15 protein-coding genes are annotated in these 15,754 nt (G+C 46.0%); 14 read left to right on the forward strand and 1 reads right to left on the reverse strand.

Going from position 1 to position 15,754, the window contains the following annotated elements; genetic code table 11:
* Nucleotides 1-15: 15 nt before the first annotated feature.
* From hscB to AACT42_RS02085, 14 genes are all read left to right on the forward strand, one after another.
* A complete protein-coding gene (gene hscB / locus AACT42_RS02020) occupies nucleotides 16-531 on the forward strand; it encodes a co-chaperone HscB (protein ID WP_094132407.1) in 516 nt (171 codons plus the stop codon).
* A 21-nt stretch (nucleotides 532-552) separates the two neighbouring features.
* On the forward strand, nucleotides 553-2,406 hold the full coding sequence (gene hscA, locus AACT42_RS02025; protein ID WP_094132405.1) for a Fe-S protein assembly chaperone HscA: 1,854 nt from the start codon (nucleotides 553-555) through the stop codon (nucleotides 2,404-2,406).
* A gap of 11 nt (nucleotides 2,407-2,417) precedes the next feature.
* Complete coding sequence (fdx, locus tag AACT42_RS02030; protein WP_010320405.1) at nucleotides 2,418-2,756, forward strand: ISC system 2Fe-2S type ferredoxin; 339 nt, start codon at nucleotides 2,418-2,420, stop codon at nucleotides 2,754-2,756.
* Nucleotides 2,757-2,806: 50 nt separating this feature from the next.
* On the forward strand, nucleotides 2,807-3,001 hold the full coding sequence (iscX, locus tag AACT42_RS02035; protein ID WP_010320404.1) for a Fe-S cluster assembly protein IscX: 195 nt from the start codon (nucleotides 2,807-2,809) through the stop codon (nucleotides 2,999-3,001).
* Nucleotides 3,002-3,185: 184 nt separating this feature from the next.
* A complete protein-coding gene (gene pepB / locus AACT42_RS02040; RefSeq protein WP_094132403.1) occupies nucleotides 3,186-4,481 on the forward strand; it encodes an aminopeptidase PepB in 1,296 nt (431 codons plus the stop codon).
* 72 nt (nucleotides 4,482-4,553) lie between these two features.
* On the forward strand, nucleotides 4,554-4,979 hold the full coding sequence (gene ndk, locus AACT42_RS02045; RefSeq protein ID WP_013857494.1) for a nucleoside-diphosphate kinase: 426 nt from the start codon (nucleotides 4,554-4,556) through the stop codon (nucleotides 4,977-4,979).
* 209 nt (nucleotides 4,980-5,188) lie between these two features.
* Nucleotides 5,189-6,310, forward strand: coding sequence for a bifunctional tRNA (adenosine(37)-C2)-methyltransferase TrmG/ribosomal RNA large subunit methyltransferase RlmN (locus AACT42_RS02050; protein ID WP_026028096.1), 1,122 nt, complete (start codon nucleotides 5,189-5,191; stop codon nucleotides 6,308-6,310).
* Between the two features lie 301 nt (nucleotides 6,311-6,611).
* Nucleotides 6,612-7,556, forward strand: a complete 945-nt coding sequence (gene rodZ / locus AACT42_RS02055) for a cytoskeleton protein RodZ (RefSeq protein WP_094132401.1) — start codon at nucleotides 6,612-6,614, stop codon at nucleotides 7,554-7,556.
* An 8-nt stretch (nucleotides 7,557-7,564) separates the two neighbouring features.
* Nucleotides 7,565-8,689: a flavodoxin-dependent (E)-4-hydroxy-3-methylbut-2-enyl-diphosphate synthase gene (ispG, locus tag AACT42_RS02060; protein WP_094132399.1), complete on the forward strand. Its 1,125-nt coding sequence runs from the start codon at nucleotides 7,565-7,567 to the stop codon at nucleotides 8,687-8,689.
* A 25-nt stretch (nucleotides 8,690-8,714) separates the two neighbouring features.
* On the forward strand, nucleotides 8,715-9,983 hold the full coding sequence (hisS, locus tag AACT42_RS02065; protein WP_017044251.1) for a histidine--tRNA ligase: 1,269 nt from the start codon (nucleotides 8,715-8,717) through the stop codon (nucleotides 9,981-9,983).
* Nucleotides 9,984-10,021: 38 nt separating this feature from the next.
* Nucleotides 10,022-10,636: a YfgM family protein gene (locus AACT42_RS02070; protein WP_013857490.1), complete on the forward strand. Its 615-nt coding sequence runs from the start codon at nucleotides 10,022-10,024 to the stop codon at nucleotides 10,634-10,636.
* Between the two features lie 12 nt (nucleotides 10,637-10,648).
* Nucleotides 10,649-11,809: an outer membrane protein assembly factor BamB gene (bamB, locus tag AACT42_RS02075; RefSeq protein ID WP_094132397.1), complete on the forward strand. Its 1,161-nt coding sequence runs from the start codon at nucleotides 10,649-10,651 to the stop codon at nucleotides 11,807-11,809.
* Between the two features lie 149 nt (nucleotides 11,810-11,958).
* Nucleotides 11,959-13,446: a ribosome biogenesis GTPase Der gene (der, locus tag AACT42_RS02080; RefSeq protein ID WP_094132395.1), complete on the forward strand. Its 1,488-nt coding sequence runs from the start codon at nucleotides 11,959-11,961 to the stop codon at nucleotides 13,444-13,446.
* Between the two features lie 620 nt (nucleotides 13,447-14,066).
* Entirely contained in the window at nucleotides 14,067-14,291 is a 225-nt protein-coding gene (locus AACT42_RS02085; RefSeq protein ID WP_202599510.1) for a zinc ribbon domain-containing protein, read from the forward strand.
* A gap of 4 nt (nucleotides 14,292-14,295) precedes the next feature.
* On the opposite strand, the gene xseA is transcribed toward AACT42_RS02085, so the two are convergent.
* Entirely contained in the window at nucleotides 14,296-15,627 is a 1,332-nt protein-coding gene (gene xseA / locus AACT42_RS02090; RefSeq protein ID WP_094132392.1) for an exodeoxyribonuclease VII large subunit, read from the reverse strand.
* Nucleotides 15,628-15,754 lie beyond the last annotated feature (127 nt).

The raw sequence follows: 15,754 nt of genomic DNA on the forward strand, positions 1-15,754 counted from the left end.
AGGAGCAATGTGTTAATGAACTATTTTGAATTATTTGGGCTACCAAGTCAGTTTGCACTGGATGGTAGCCTTCTTTCTTCTCAGTTTCGTGCGCTGCAAAAACGGTTTCATCCCGACAACTTTGCCACTGCGTCTGAGCGAGATCGCCTGCTTGCTGTGCAAAACGCCTCACAAATCAATGATGCTTATCAAACATTAAAATCGCCGATCAGTCGCGCAGAATACTTGTTGCTTGAACAAGGCATAGAGTTACGCGCAGAACACCAAACCATGCAAGATCCGCTGTTTTTAATGGAGCAAATGGAGCTGCGAGAAGAGCTTGAAGCCATCGCCTCACAGTCTGATGTTGAAAGTGCGTTATTCGATTTTGAAAACAGAGTTAGCAAGATGTATAAACAGCATCTTATCTTGGTTGAGCAACAACTTAACCATGCTCAATGGAGCCTTGCGGCTGATACGGTTCGCAAGCTTAAATTTATTGCCAAGCTCAAAAATGAAATAGAAAGAGTCGAAGAACAGTTACTCGGCTAGTTCGATAATAAGGACCAACCCATGGCATTACTTCAAATTGCAGAACCCGGTCAAAGCTCTGCGCCGCATCAGCATAAACTCGCAGCGGGTATCGACTTGGGGACAACCAACTCATTAGTCGCATCAGTTCGAAGCGGTAATGCGACGACGCTTGCTGATGAACAAGGACGCTCGATCCTCCCTTCGGTGGTCCACTATTCGGCTCAAGAGCGTTGCGTAGGCTTTGATGCCAGAGCACACGCGCAAGTTGATCCTGCCAATACCATCATTTCTGTGAAGCGTTTGATCGGCCGTTCACTGGCTGACATTCAGGCGCGTTATCCCACATTGCCTTATCGCTTCAAAGCCAGTGACAACGGTTTGCCTATTTTGCAAACGGCGCAAGGTGATAAGAACCCGATTCAAGTTTCCGCCGATATTCTTCAATCTCTTGCTCAGCGTGCCGAAGCGTCGTTAGGTGGTGAATTAGCGGGCGTGGTGATTACCGTACCTGCTTATTTTGATGATGCGCAGCGCGTGGGCACCAAAGATGCCGCTCAACTTGCCGGCTTGCACGTACTGCGTTTACTCAATGAACCTACCGCTGCAGCGATTGCCTATGGCTTAGACTCAGCGCAAGAAGGTGTGATTGCGGTTTATGATTTAGGTGGCGGTACGTTTGATATTTCTATCTTACGTCTGTCGAAAGGCGTGTTTGAGGTACTCGCGACTGGTGGCGATTCTGCGCTCGGTGGTGATGATTTTGACCATTTGATTGCTGACCATTTTTTGAGCCAAATCGGCTTAGCTGAACCGCTCAGTGCAGAGCAGCAACGAGCATTGCTTGATGCGGCCACCGAAGCGAAAATTGCCTTATCTGATACTGATAGTGTCGAGGTTTTTGTGCTGGGTTGGCAAGGGCGTTTAACTCGCGATGAGTTTAACCAACTCATCACGCCACTAGTAAAAAAAACCTTACTATCGTGTCGTCGAGCACTCAAAGATGCCGAGATTACTGCAGATGAAGTGTTGGAAGTGGTGATGGTCGGCGGTTCAACTCGTACGCCACTGGTTCGAGATTTAGTCGGTGAGTTTTTTGGTCGCACACCACTAACTAGCATCAACCCTGATGAAGTTGTCGCGATTGGTGCAGCAATTCAAGCCGACATTTTGGTGGGTAATAAACCCGATTCAGAAATGTTACTGCTGGATGTAATTCCCCTGTCGCTGGGTATTGAAACCATGGGTGGCTTAGTGGAAAAAATCATCCCACGTAACACCACCATTCCTGTTGCGAAAGCTCAAGAATTCACCACCTTCAAAGATGGTCAAACAGCCATGAGCATCCATACGGTGCAGGGCGAACGTGAGATGGTAGACGATTGCCGCTCATTGGCTCGTTTTTCACTAAAAGGTATTCCACCAATGACGGCGGGTGCCGCGCATATCCGCGTAACTTATCAAGTTGATGCAGATGGCTTACTCTCCGTGACAGCGATGGAAAAAAGTACGGGAGTTCAGGCGGAAATTCAAGTTAAGCCCTCGTATGGACTGAGTGATAATGAAGTAGCAAATATGCTGCGAGATTCGATGACGTTTGCCAAACAAGATATGCAGACTCGCGCTCTGGCAGAGCAACGTGTAGAAGCCGATCGTGTTATCGAAGGTTTGATCTCTGCCTTACAGGCCGATGGTGATGAATTGTTATCTGAGTCAGAAAAGCAGATCCTTCTGAATGCAATAGAAGATTTAATTGTGCTGCGTAATGGTGATAGCGCCGATGCCATCGAGCAAGGAATTAAAGAGACAGACAAAGCCAGCCAAGATTTTGCTTCACGCCGTATGGATAAATCCATTCGCAGTGCACTTGCTGGTCAATCGGTAGATGATATTTAAAGAGAAAAATTATGCCTAAGATTATTGTGTTACCTCACCAAGAGCTTTGTCCTGAAGGTGCCGTTCTGGAAGCGCAAGCAGGAGAAACCGTACTGGATGTGGCGCTGAAAAATGGTATCGCTATTGAACATGCGTGTGAAAAATCCTGCGCATGCACGACTTGCCATATTATCGTTCGCGAAGGGTTTGACTCACTTGATGAGAGTGATGAGTTGGAAGATGACATGCTTGATAAAGCGTGGGGTCTTGAACCTGAATCTCGCCTTGGCTGCCAAGCTAGAGTCGCTAACGAAGATTTAGTGGTTGAAATTCCAAAGTATACACTCAATCTGGCTTCTGAAGATCATTAATCCTATTGAGCGTATTAACGCCCGTTGACTGTTTGTAAAAGGAAAGCAAAATGAAATGGACCGATTCTCGTGACATTGCGATCGAGCTTTGTGAGCAATACCCAGACGTAGATCCTAAAAATGTACGTTTTACGGATCTACACCAGTGGGTGATGGAACTGGAAGAGTTTGATGATGAGCCAAACCGTTCCAACGAAAAAATTCTCGAAGCGATTATTCTATGTTGGATGGAAGAGATCGACTAAGACTATTGCTAACATGATGGTTATTCAGTAAAACATCACAGAGTTAACAATTTTAACTAAAAAGAGCGGACCGAATGGTCCGTTTTTTTATCAAGTTGACATTTTGACCCTACAAAATGCTAACATCCCTTGGTTATTTAATCGTAATGGCACAGGTGAGGCCATATTCAGGCAAGGAGAAACCATGTCTACAAAGATGTCCGTATTTATCAGCCAACAAGCTGCCCAGCCTCAGTGGGGAGAAAAGGCGATTGTTTCGTTTTCAGAAAATGGTGCCACAATTCATGCTATTGAGAGTGAGCATGAACTCAGCGCGGTTCAGCGCGCGGCACGTAAGCTTGATGGGCAAGCTATCAGAGCTATCAGCCTACAAGGTGACGGTTGGCACTTAGAAAATATTTGGGCTTTCTACCAAGGTTATCGTGAAGCGAAAAAACTCAACACACTAGAATGGCAACCGCTGAGTGAGTCAGATCAAGCCGAGTTAGAATATCGTATTAAAGCGACGGAATGGACGCGTGATATCATCAATAAAAGCGCTGAAGAAGTCGCGCCGCGTCAGTTAGCGACCATGGCGGCTGAGTTCATCAAATCGCTAGCCCCTGAGCATGTCAGCTACCGCATTGTCAAAGATAAAGATCTACTCACCGAAGGTTGGGAAGGTATTTATGCGGTTGGTCGCGGCTCCGAGCGTACGTCAGCCATGCTGCAACTCGATTACAATCCGACAGGAAAAGAAAGTGCTCCTGTTTTTGCTTGCTTAATTGGCAAAGGCATTACTTTTGATTCTGGTGGTTACAGTTTAAAAACGTCCAACTTTATGTCGGCGATGAAAGCAGATATGGGGGGCGCTGCAACGATCACCGGTGGCCTTGGTTTGGCTATCATGCGTGGTTTTAATAAACGTGTGAAACTCATTTTGTGTTGTGCAGAAAATATGGTTTCCGGACGCGCCTTGAAACTGGGTGATATCATCACTTATAAAAACGGCACCACAGTTGAAATAATGAACACCGATGCAGAAGGCCGCCTAGTGTTGGCCGATGGCTTGATTTATGCCAACGAGCAAAAACCACAGCTTATTATTGATTGCGCGACATTAACGGGTGCCGCCAAAAATGCACTCGGCAATGATTACCATGCACTGCTGAGCTTTGATGAGAGCTTATCACAGCAGGCATTGGTGGCAGCTCACCAAGAGAAAGAAGGCTTATGGCCTCTGCCTTTGGCTGAGTTTCATCGCTCTATGTTACCTTCAAGCTTTGCGGATCTCTCTAACATCAGCTCAGGTGATTATTCACCGGGAGCAAGTACCGCAGCGGCCTTCCTCTCTTACTTTGTTGAAGATTACAAAAAAGGGTGGCTGCACTTTGATTGCGCTGGTACTTACCGCAAATCAGCAAGCGATAAATGGGCCGCAGGTGCAACTGCAATGGGGGTGCGTACATTAGCACGCATTTTGACCGACCAAACTCAATAATGAAAAACCGCTCAACTCTCTGTTTTGGGCGGTTCACTATAACTAAAAAAACAAAAGAAAAAGGATAACCTTATGGCTCTAGAAAGAACATTTTCTATCATTAAACCCGATGCGGTAGAACGTAACTTGATTGGTGAAATCTATCACCGTATCGAAAAATCAGGTTTGCGTATTATCGCTGCGAAAATGGTACATTTGAACGAAGAGCAAGCGAGCGGCTTTTATGCTGAGCATGAAGGCAAAGCGTTTTTTCCAGCACTAAAAGAATTTATGACCTCAGGGCCGATCATGGCTCAAGTGCTTGAAGGTGAAGATGCTATTGCTCGTTACCGCGAATTAATGGGTAAAACTAACCCAGAAGAAGCGGCATGTGGAACCATTCGTGCTGATTACGCATTAAGCATGCGCCATAACTCAGTTCATGGCAGTGATAGTCCTGAATCGGCGGCACGTGAAATCGCTTTTTTCTTCCCAGAATCAGAGATTTTCTCTCGTTAATCTTGGCGTTTTTTATCCCAAATTATTTCGATTAAGGCCTCACGTTGTGAGGCTTTTTTATACTCGTATGATTGGGAGCTGCAGAGTAAAAACAATCCGCCAAGCATTGAATGACTTAGTAATTGAAGGGTTGTACAACCCTTGTTGTTACTGCATAAAGGCTGTACAATTCGCGCCCTTATTTATTGTTTCCGCCGTTGAGAGGCCACATGACTATTGAAAAAGTCAATCTGCTTGATTTTGATCGCCAAGGTCTGCGTAAATTTTTTGCTGAAGAGCTCAGTGAAAAAGCGTTCCGCGCTGATCAGGTCATGAAGTGGATCTACCATTTTGGTTGTGATGACTTCGAACAAATGACCAATATCAACAAGAAACTGCGTGAGCAACTGCAACAACGCTGTGAAATTCGCGCGCCGATCGTTTCACAAGCACAACATTCGTCTGATGGTACGATTAAGTGGGCGATGCGTGTAGGAGATCAAGATGTTGAAACGGTTTACATCCCAGAGGAAGACCGAGCGACTTTGTGCGTCTCTTCCCAAGTTGGCTGTGCTCTGGAATGCAAATTCTGTTCAACGGCTCAGCAAGGTTTTAACCGTAACCTCAAAGTGTCTGAAATTATCGGGCAAGTTTGGCGCGCAGCGAGAGAAATTGGCCTTGAGAAAGAGACGGGTCGTCGTCCGATTACTAACGTAGTAATGATGGGGATGGGCGAGCCTTTACTCAACATGAAAAACTTGATCCCAGCGTTAGAGATCATGCTGGATGATTTAGGTTTTGGCTTGTCAAAACGTCGTGTCACCGTGTCCACTTCGGGCGTGGTTTCTGGTCTTGATCAAATGACAGGGCAAATCGATGTTGCATTAGCGATTTCATTGCATGCACCCAATGACAAATTACGCAGCGAAATTATGCCGATCAATGATCGCTGGGATATTCAAGATTTCTTAGCCTCAGTGCGTCGTTATATCGCCACTTCAAATGCAAACCGTGGCAAGGTTACGGTGGAATATGTGTTGCTAGATCATGTCAATGACGATATGGACCACGCGCACGAATTGGCTAAGTTGATGAAAGGCACGCCGTGCAAAATTAACCTGATCCCATTTAACCCTTATCCCGGTTCACCTTATAAAAAACCGAGTAATTCACGTATTGACCGTTTTCAAAAAACACTGATGCAGTATGAACACACAGTGACGGTGCGTAAAACTCGTGGTGATGATATTGATGCCGCTTGTGGGCAGCTAGTAGGTGATGTGATTGATAGAACCAAACGGACCAAAATGAAACAAATGGGTGGCGATGTCATTCCTGTCAAATCGGTCTAAATCGGATGATAAAGCAAAGCCAGAGATTCCTCTGGCTTTGTGCATTTTTACCATTTGAAATAATTTTCCGCGATTTTGACGTCAATTTTATGAAAAATATTGACCTAGCTGTAATTTCTTTCCTAAAGCCATGTTGTTTAACGTCAAATATCCATTAGAATTGCTAACTGACGTAATGTTAAATTTGAACTGTCGCCTGCATCAATGAATGCAAATTTTTCACCGTGTTGGGATGCACCATTTTATTACTACGAACTAATAACAATAAAAGTGATGACGGTGCCATTCGAGCCATAACATAATGAGATGTACAAAACGGATGACTACTGAACAAGAACAGATTATTGCAGATGTAAAAACAGACACGGTGCAACCCGGTACTTTATTAAAGGCAAAGCGTGAAGCGTTGGGATTAACGCAAAAGCAAGTTGCCGATAGGTTGCGGTTACGTCTCTCTATCATTCAGAGTTTAGAAGAGAATAACTTCGCCTCGGACCAAGTGGCGACGTTTACTCGCGGTTATTTACGTTCCTATGCGAAGGCCGTCGGGATCAAAGAGTCAGTTATTTTAGCTTCCTTTGATGATTGCTATCCTACGGTTGTCGCTGAACAACCGATGCAAAGTTTTTCGAAGAAAACCAAGCGAGAGAAACACGATAGCCGTATTATGACGCTGACATGGGGTATTTTTGCCATCATTATTGGTATTTCCTCATTATGGTGGTGGCAAAACCAAGAACAAGAGAATGTTGTGGTTGAGAGTTCACCATCAATCACGTCGACATCGGTTGAGCGTTTGCGAGATGAGGATTTCACGACCGTTCCTGAATTAGTGCCTACGGTTGACGAATCTCAAGTAGAAGCAGAAGCGGTGGATGCCCCTGTAGAAATCAACACTCAGGCTGCAGAACTTATCCCTTCACCTGAAGATGATACAGCCGAAGCCGACCTTAGTGCGAGCGACGATCCTGTATTGGATAAGACGCCACCGCAGGATGCAACGAATCCATACGCTCCTCTAACGCTCACATTCAGCGCAGATTGTTGGATTCAGGTGAAAGATGCAGCAGGCAAAACCCTTTCCACTGGGATTAAAAAATCAGGGCAAACCGTAACCTTGCAAGGTGAAGCTCCGTTTCAAATCATTCTTGGCGCGCCTGAAAGCGTTTCAATGACATTTGCAAGTGAACCTGTAGACCTTTCTGGGTATACTTCCGGTAAAGTCGCTCGATTCACCTTACCTTAGAAAATACTATGCAACACGAATCTCCAATTAAGCGTCGTTCATCGACGCGTATTTATGTCGGTAATGTGCCCATCGGTGATGGTGCTCCTATTGCTGTTCAATCTATGACCAACACGCGCACTACCGATGTTGCGGCAACGGTCGCCCAAATTAAAGCGTTAGAAAAAGTCGGGGCTGATATCGTACGAGTTTCTGTACCGACAATGGACGCGGCAGAAGCGTTCAAGTTGATCAAGCAGCAAGTATCCATCCCGCTGGTGGCTGACATCCATTTTGATTACCGCATTGCGTTGAAAGTCGCCGAATATGGCGTTGATTGCTTGCGTATCAACCCTGGTAACATTGGCAACGAAGAACGTATTCGCGCCGTGGTCGATTGCGCACGTGACAAGAACATACCCATTCGGATTGGCGTGAATGGTGGGTCGCTCGAAAAAGAGATCCAAATGAAATATGGTGAGCCAACACCGGCTGCTTTAGTCGAGTCAGCGATGCGTCATGTCGATATTCTTGAAAGACTCAACTTTGATCAATTCAAAGTCAGCGTTAAAGCATCGGATGTTTTTCTTGCCGTTGATTCCTACCGTCTACTGGCTAAACAGATTGCCCAACCTCTGCATCTTGGTATTACGGAAGCAGGAGGCGCAAGAGCCGGTGCAGTGAAATCGGCAGTCGGCTTAGGTATGCTGCTTGCCGAAGGCATCGGCGACACGCTGCGTATTTCACTGGCTGCGGATCCGATCGAAGAGATCAAAGTCGGCTTTGATATTCTTAAATCGCTGCGTATTCGCTCGCGAGGCATTAACTTCATCGCTTGTCCAAGCTGTTCACGTCAAGAGTTTGATGTGATCGCCACAGTCAATGCGTTAGAGCAACGTTTGGAAGATATTTTGACACCTATGGATGTCTCGATCATCGGTTGCGTGGTTAATGGCCCAGGTGAAGCTGAAGCTTCTCATCTTGGTTTGGCTGGCAGCAACAAGAAAAGTGCATTCTACGAAGACGGCGTCCGCCAGAAAGAGCGTTTTGATAACGATGGTCTGGTCAGCCAACTCGAAGCGAAAATTCGCGCGAAGGCCTCTATTCTCGATGAGAAGAACCGAATCAACGTGACTCAAATCGAACAAAATTAATCTCAACGACCTTACGGTAAGTATTGTGGCAAAAACAATTCAAGCAATTCGAGGCATGAACGACTGCCTCCCAACTCAGTCTCCACTTTGGCAAAAAGTGGAAGGCACAGTGAAAAACGTGATTAGTGCATATGGCTACAATGAAGTACGTATGCCTATCGTTGAGATGACACATCTATTTAGCCGTGCGATCGGTGAAGTGACCGATGTGGTTGAAAAAGAGATGTATTCTTTTGAAGATCGCAATGGTGACAGTTTATCGCTTCGCCCTGAGGGTACCGCAGGTTGTGTCCGTTCTGGTATCGAAAATGGTTTGCTCTACAACCAAGAGCAACGTTTATGGTACATGGGGCCGATGTTCCGTCATGAACGTCCGCAAAAAGGGCGCTACCGTCAATTCCACCAATGTGGGGTTGAAGTGTTTGGCCTGGATGGCCCTGATGTTGATGCCGAGCTGATTATGATGACCGCGCGTTTGTGGCGTGAATTGGGCATCGACAAACATGTTCGTTTGGAACTGAACTCAATTGGTTCTCTTGAAGCGCGTGCCAATTACCGCACCGCTTTGATTGACTATTTAGAGCAGCATCAAGAGGTGTTGGATGAAGATGCCAAACGTCGCATGTACACCAACCCACTGCGTGTACTCGATACTAAAAATCCAGATATTCAAGCGATTTTAGGTGACGCACCCAAATTGTCTGAGTATCTAGATGAAGAATCCAAGCAACATTTTGCAGGCTTATGTGAACTTCTTACCGCTGCGGGTATCGAATACCAAGTTAACGAGCGCTTGGTGCGCGGCCTAGACTACTACAACCGCACCGTATTTGAGTGGATCACCGAAAGCTTAGGTGCTCAGGGTACGGTTTGTGGCGGTGGACGTTATGATGGCTTGGTAGAACAACTGGGTGGCAAAGCGACACCGGCAGTGGGTTTTGCCATGGGGTTAGAGCGCTTAGTGCTGATGATGGAAACACTGGAACTGACCGACGTGCGTCGCAGTGTCGATGTGTACATGGTCAGTGCGGGTGAAGGCACTATGATGGCAGCAATGAAACTTGCTGAGCAGTTGCGTGAACAGGTTCCGGGGCTGCGTGTTATGAACCATTTTGGTGGTGGTAACTTCAAAAAACAATTTAAACGTGCTGATAAAGTGGGCGCTGCGGTGGCTTTGGTATTAGGCGAAGATGAAGTCGCAGAAAGCACAGTAGTTCTCAAAGATCTTATCGGTGGTGAACAAATTACGATTTCTCAAACTGAAGTCGCGAGCAAACTGACGCATCTTGTGTAAGCAAGCGCATTTGAGACATCTATTAAAGAGGACAGGAAGTGGAACTCTACGATACTGAAGAACAACAAGTTGAAGCGATAAAAGATTGGTGGAAAGAGAACGGTAAAGCCGTGATCTTTGGTGCTGTAATTGGCCTTGGTGGCTTGTTTGGTTGGCGTTACTACCAAGATAGCGTTATTGCTGCGCAAGAAGCCGCTTCTGAAAGTTATAGCAAAGCGGTAACTCAGTTAGCTGCAAAAGGCGCAGAAGCAGAGATGGTTGTTGAGAGCTTTATTGATAGTAATAAAGGTACAGAATATGCCGTCTTAGCCGCACTACAACTTGCAAAAGTTCAAGTAGAAGCGGGTCAAATTGATGAAGCTTTAGCGCAGCTTGAATGGGCAAAAGCAAACACCAAAGATGATGCTATTCTACCGTTAGCGACCTATCGCGTGGCCCGTATTAAAGCGGAACAAGGCCAGTTTGATGCCGCCTTAGCTGATCTTACGACCATCACAGAGAAAGGGTGGGCGGGACGCATTGCGGAACTGCGTGGTGATATCTCACTGCGTAAAGGCGACACAGACGCGGCTTATGCGGCATACACGGAAGCACAACAAGCTGACGATGCAAGCCAAACGCTACAGATGAAACTGGACGATCTTGCCAAATAAGGGCACAAGTTGATGAAAAAGTTGTTCAACAAAGTGCTCGTTTCTGCCGTTGTGCTTGGAGCACTTGCAGGGTGTGCTAGTGAAGAAGACACCATTATCATGGCTCCTGTGCCAATGGTAACGAGTGAATTTACGCCTACAACTCAGTGGAGCACATCGATTGGTGATGGCGTAGGGCATTACTTCTCAAAGTTATCTCCAGAATACGCTTACGACAAAGTGTTTATTGCTAGCCGTGATGGTTTGGTGAAAGCCTTGAACCCTAAAACGGGTAAAGAGCTGTGGAAAACCGATCTTGAACAAGATGGCACCATGCGTTTATCCGGCGGTATAGCGGCGGCCTATAGCCAAATTTACATTGGTAGTGAAAACGGTTTAGTCACTGCGCTTGATGAAGCTACGGGTGAGCTTGTATGGCAAGTTAAAGTCGATGGTGAAGTGCTAGCAGCTCCGGCTGCAGATGCGAACATGATCATTGTTAATACCAGTCGTGGTACTTTGGTGAGTTTAGACCAAGCGACGGGTGAGCAAAAATGGACCATCAGTACTGAAGTTCCTAATTTAACGTTGAGAGGCGACAGCAAACCTGTTGCGGTATCGGGCGGTGTTTTTTGGGGAACCTCAGGTGGCCGTCTTGCTGCCGCGATCGTTGAGCGTGGTCAGTTGATTTGGCAGCAACCAATTGGCATGCCTAAAGGTGCCACTGAAATTGACCGCCTAGTCGATGTTGATGCCTCACCTGTCGTGATTGGCGGCATGCTGTATGCGGTGGGTTTTAATGGCCAGTTGATCGCCATTGATCTGCGTTCGGGCAAACCAGCTTGGAAGCGGAATTACTCTTCAGCAACAGACATGGCTAGCGATGGTGGCCGATTATTTGTGGTGACCGACAAAGATCATGTGGTGGCTGTGGATACAAGAAGTGGTACCGAACTTTGGAGCAACAAACAGCTTGAACATCGTTTGTTAACTGCACCAGCGATTATCAATGGCTACCTTGTGCTAGGTGACAGTGAAGGGTATCTACATTGGATTGATCGTAGCAGTGGCGAATTCGTTGCCCAACAATTGGTTGATAAGAGTGGTTTTGCGGTGAGTCCTCTCGCTGTCGACGATGGCTATGTCAGCATCACCCGTAATGGCAATGTAAAGAAACTGACGATTAAAAAATAAATCGTGATATAATTCACATTCGGCTCCTGGCTGGTAACAGTTAGGGGCCGTTTTATTGAATAAATAGATGTGGTTATAGGTAAAAATTTAATGCTTGCTAGCAAGTGTTTACCTATAACTACATAAGAGAAAATATTGTAGAGGTTAGTATGGTTCCTGTTGTTGCTCTTGTTGGGCGCCCCAATGTCGGTAAATCTACGTTGTTTAACCGATTAACTCGCACTCGCGATGCGTTGGTGGCGGATTTCCCCGGTTTAACGCGTGACCGTAAATATGGCCAAGCTAAATTGGGTGAGCACGACTTCATTGTTATCGATACCGGCGGTATTGATGGTAGTGAAGAGGGTGTAGAAACGAAAATGGCTCAACAGTCATTGGCCGCGATTGATGAAGCTGATGTTGTGCTATTTATGGTTGATGGTCGCGCTGGTTTAACGGCGGCTGATGAAATGATCGCCCAACATCTGCGTAAAATTGAAAAGCGCGCTATTTTGGTCGTGAATAAAGTGGATGGCATTGACGCTGATGCTGCAAGCGCTGAGTTTTGGCAATTGGGCGTTGATCAAATGTACCAAATTGCTGCCGCTCATGGCCGTGGTGTTGGGATCCTTATCGACCGAGCTTTGAATCCACTTGCTGAAGAAATGATAGAGCAGGCCGAAGGCGAAATCGAAGATCTAACCGACTTTGAAGATGCCGAAGAAGAAAAGTTAGATTACACCGAAGAAGAAGCCGAAGCTGAATACAAACGTCTGCAAGATCAGCCGATAAAACTGGCGATCATTGGCCGTCCGAATGTCGGTAAATCGACACTCACCAACCGCATTCTCGGTGAAGAGCGTGTTGTGGTTTACGACATGCCCGGAACGACGCGAGACTCCATCTACATCCCGATGATGCGTGATGAGCGCGAGTATGTATTGATTGATACTGCTGGCGTGCGTCGTCGTACTCGCATTAACGAAACGGTTGAGAAATTCTCGGTCGTCAAAACCTTAAAAGCCGTTGAAGATGCAAACGTTGTTCTGTTAGTCATTGACGCTCGTGAGAATATCTCAGATCAAGATCTTAGCCTGCTAGGTTTTGCACTAAACGCCGGACGTTCGATAGTGCTTGCAGTCAATAAGTGGGATGGGCTCGATAACGACGTCAAAGAACGTGTCAAGAAAGAGCTCGATCGCCGTTTAGGCTTTGTCGATTTTGCTCGTATCCACTTTATCTCTGCATTGCATGGTACAGGTGTTGGTCATCTATTTGAATCGGTTCAAGAAGCGTATAAATCGGCGACAACACGTGTTGGTACATCGGTATTGACTCGCATTCTTAAAATGGCAACCGATGATCACCAACCGCCTATGGTTCGTAGCCGCCGCGTAAAACTTAAATACGCTCACGCAGGTGGTTATAACCCGCCGATTATCGTTGTACACGGTAACTTGGTGAATGAGCTGCCAGATTCTTACAAACGTTATTTGATGAATTATTACCGTAAGTCTTTAGAAATCATGGGTACGCCTATTCGTATCCAGTTCCAAAGCAGTGATAACCCATTTGAAGGAAAAGTGAATAAGCTGACCTTATCTCAAGAGCGTAAACGTAAACGCTTAATGACGATGATGAAAGGACGCAGCAAGTAGCCTTCCTCATAACTGAAATACCCAAGCTTAGACTTGGGTATTTTTTTGCCTAAAATTTATCATTGGCAATAGAGCTTCACTAACGTGGCGGTCTGAAAATGAAGTGCAGTGCCAAAATGATTGAGTGAAAAACAGAGCATGGCAACGTTGCTGCTTTGTATAAGTATCAAACAAAATGAGTAGAACATTTCGCCAAAAGATCATTTTAATATATTCTGGTTTTTTTGATTTATTAGCTATCAAGTGGAGTTTTATATCGTTATAAATCCATATGCAGAATATGTAACTTATGCTTTCGGTGTGTGGTTATATAAATGTTCTTTTGAGAGTAGATCGCTGAACGGAGCAGATAAAGCAAATGATCAGGCTGAGATCTTTTATCGATCATAGCCTAATGTGTATGAGATGGTTGGTGAGCCTAAAGGTATTGTGATAGAGATCAAAGCTGAACTCTCGATAATCCGAGACCATACATGCCGTTTGATGAAGTGTCGGCTATCACATGCACGAACTATCTACGCAAACGAGCTATCTATTAAAACGAACGATATAAAACATCTACCAAAATCACACTATGTGAGAGATGTTATGTGAAAGACACAAAGAGAGATGGGATCAATATGCAGGAAAATCTTTGCCCTTGTTGCCAAAATCCACTGGCGTGGGATGGGCGTTACCATTGTACTCAGTGCAAACATCACTTTAACAAAATTGGTTTTTGCCCTGAGTGTGATTCTGAGCTGGAGAAATTGCAGGCGTGTGGCGCGGCAAACTTTTTCTGTAACTCATGCAATGAGCTCAAATCAAAATCTAAGATTCGATTTGAGTTTCAAGCACAGGATTAAGTGATTAATTAACGGTAGAGAAAACTTCGCCATCCGCTACTCGCGTGATCAATTGATCGCCGGTTTTTAGATCACGAGCGCGGTGAATCACTTTGCCTGAGCTATCTCGCGTGATCGAATAGCCTCGTTTTAGTGTCGCTAATGGGCTTACTGCGTCAAGCTTCTCTGCGGCTAGCGTTAAACGGTGTGCTGTGCGCAGGAGTTTTTTCTCCATTACGTCCAGCAATCGTTGCTCGCTTTTGGCTAGTCGATGCTGCTGCTTCGCTAAGGTTTGCACGGGAGAATGCAACTGCAGTTGATGGTATTGCTGGCCAATGTGCTCACGCTGAGTCGAAATATAGCGCTGTATCGCCCGCTGTAGGCGCATTTCTGTGTCATCAAGTTGCTGGCTTTGACGCTGCAAGCGATAAGTGGGGTGTTGTTTCTCTAGCGCGTGAACCAAAGCGCGTAAATGATGCGCTTGTTGACTGGTGTAATAGCGCATCGCATTTTGTAGCTTGTGCTGGTATGAGGCGAAAGCTTGCCGCTTATTACTGTTGTCTCGGCTGACTAATTCTGCAGCAGCGGAGGGGGTTGGGGCACGTACGTCAGCCACAAAATCAGCAATCGTCACATCGATTTCATGCCCGACGGCACTGATAATTGGGATCTGACTAGCGGCAATTGTGCGCGCTACGATCTCGTGGTTAAAACACCATAAGTCCTCTAAAGAACCGCCACCGCGACCCACAATCAATACGTCACACTCTTGCCTCGCATTTGCTCTACCAATTGCTTGAGCAATTTGAATGGCCGCTTGGTCGCCTTGAACCAGTGTAGGATAAATGATGACGGGCAAGCTTGGATCGCGCCGCTTGAGCACATCAAGAATATCAAACAGGGCTGCGCCAGTTTTTGAAGTAATAACTCCGACGCATTGAGGATTTTCCGGCAAGGGGCGCTTATTGGATTGTGCAAACAGCCCTTCCGCGGCCAACTGCATCTTCAGCTTTTCAAACTCTTGCTGGAGACGACCATCCCCTTCGGGTTGCATGCTCTCGATAATGACTTGGTAGTCACCTCTGGGTTCATAAAGAGAAAGACGCGCTTTAACAAGTACCTGCTGGCCATTTTTAGGTTTGAAGGTCACAAAGCGATTATTGCCTTTGAACATCGCACATTTTACCTGCGCGCGAGAATCTTTGAGTGAGAGATACCAATGGCCAGAAACCGGAGCGGAGAAGTTCGATATTTCACCAACGAGCCACACAATGCCCATTTCATTTTCAAGTAACAGGCGTACTTCAGCATTGAGACGGGAGACAGTGTAGATGTTTTCGTTGGTCAAAGAAGGCAAGGCTAATCCCCTAGACGAGGGTATGGAAATTAGCGGCAATATAATACATATCAAGGGTTGGAATGCAAATTAAAAATGAAAAAATGAGTGGTCAAGCGATTACCTCGGGCGTATAATCCGACCGCAA

Source organism: Vibrio sp. V15_P4S5T153 (assembly GCF_963874485.1).
GTDB classification, from domain to species: Bacteria; Pseudomonadota; Gammaproteobacteria; order Enterobacterales; family Vibrionaceae; genus Vibrio; species Vibrio anguillarum.

Bases quoted from the DNA above. Each gene is read 5' to 3' on its own strand.
- hscB (WP_094132407.1), top strand. From the start codon at position 16: ATGAACTATTTTGAATTATTTGGGCTACCAAGTCAGTTTGCACTGGAT.
- hscA (WP_094132405.1), top strand. From the start codon at position 553: ATGGCATTACTTCAAATTGCAGAACCCGGTCAAAGCTCTGCGCCGCAT.
- fdx (WP_010320405.1), top strand. From the start codon at position 2,418: ATGCCTAAGATTATTGTGTTACCTCACCAAGAGCTTTGTCCTGAAGGT.
- iscX (WP_010320404.1), top strand. From the start codon at position 2,807: ATGAAATGGACCGATTCTCGTGACATTGCGATCGAGCTTTGTGAGCAA.
- pepB (WP_094132403.1), top strand. From the start codon at position 3,186: ATGTCTACAAAGATGTCCGTATTTATCAGCCAACAAGCTGCCCAGCCT.
- ndk (WP_013857494.1), top strand. From the start codon at position 4,554: ATGGCTCTAGAAAGAACATTTTCTATCATTAAACCCGATGCGGTAGAA.
- AACT42_RS02050 (WP_026028096.1), top strand. From the start codon at position 5,189: ATGACTATTGAAAAAGTCAATCTGCTTGATTTTGATCGCCAAGGTCTG.
- rodZ (WP_094132401.1), top strand. From the start codon at position 6,612: ATGAGATGTACAAAACGGATGACTACTGAACAAGAACAGATTATTGCA.
- ispG (WP_094132399.1), top strand. From the start codon at position 7,565: ATGCAACACGAATCTCCAATTAAGCGTCGTTCATCGACGCGTATTTAT.
- bamB (WP_094132397.1), top strand. From the start codon at position 10,649: ATGAAAAAGTTGTTCAACAAAGTGCTCGTTTCTGCCGTTGTGCTTGGA.
- der (WP_094132395.1), top strand. From the start codon at position 11,959: ATGGTTCCTGTTGTTGCTCTTGTTGGGCGCCCCAATGTCGGTAAATCT.
- AACT42_RS02085 (WP_202599510.1), top strand. From the start codon at position 14,067: ATGCAGGAAAATCTTTGCCCTTGTTGCCAAAATCCACTGGCGTGGGAT.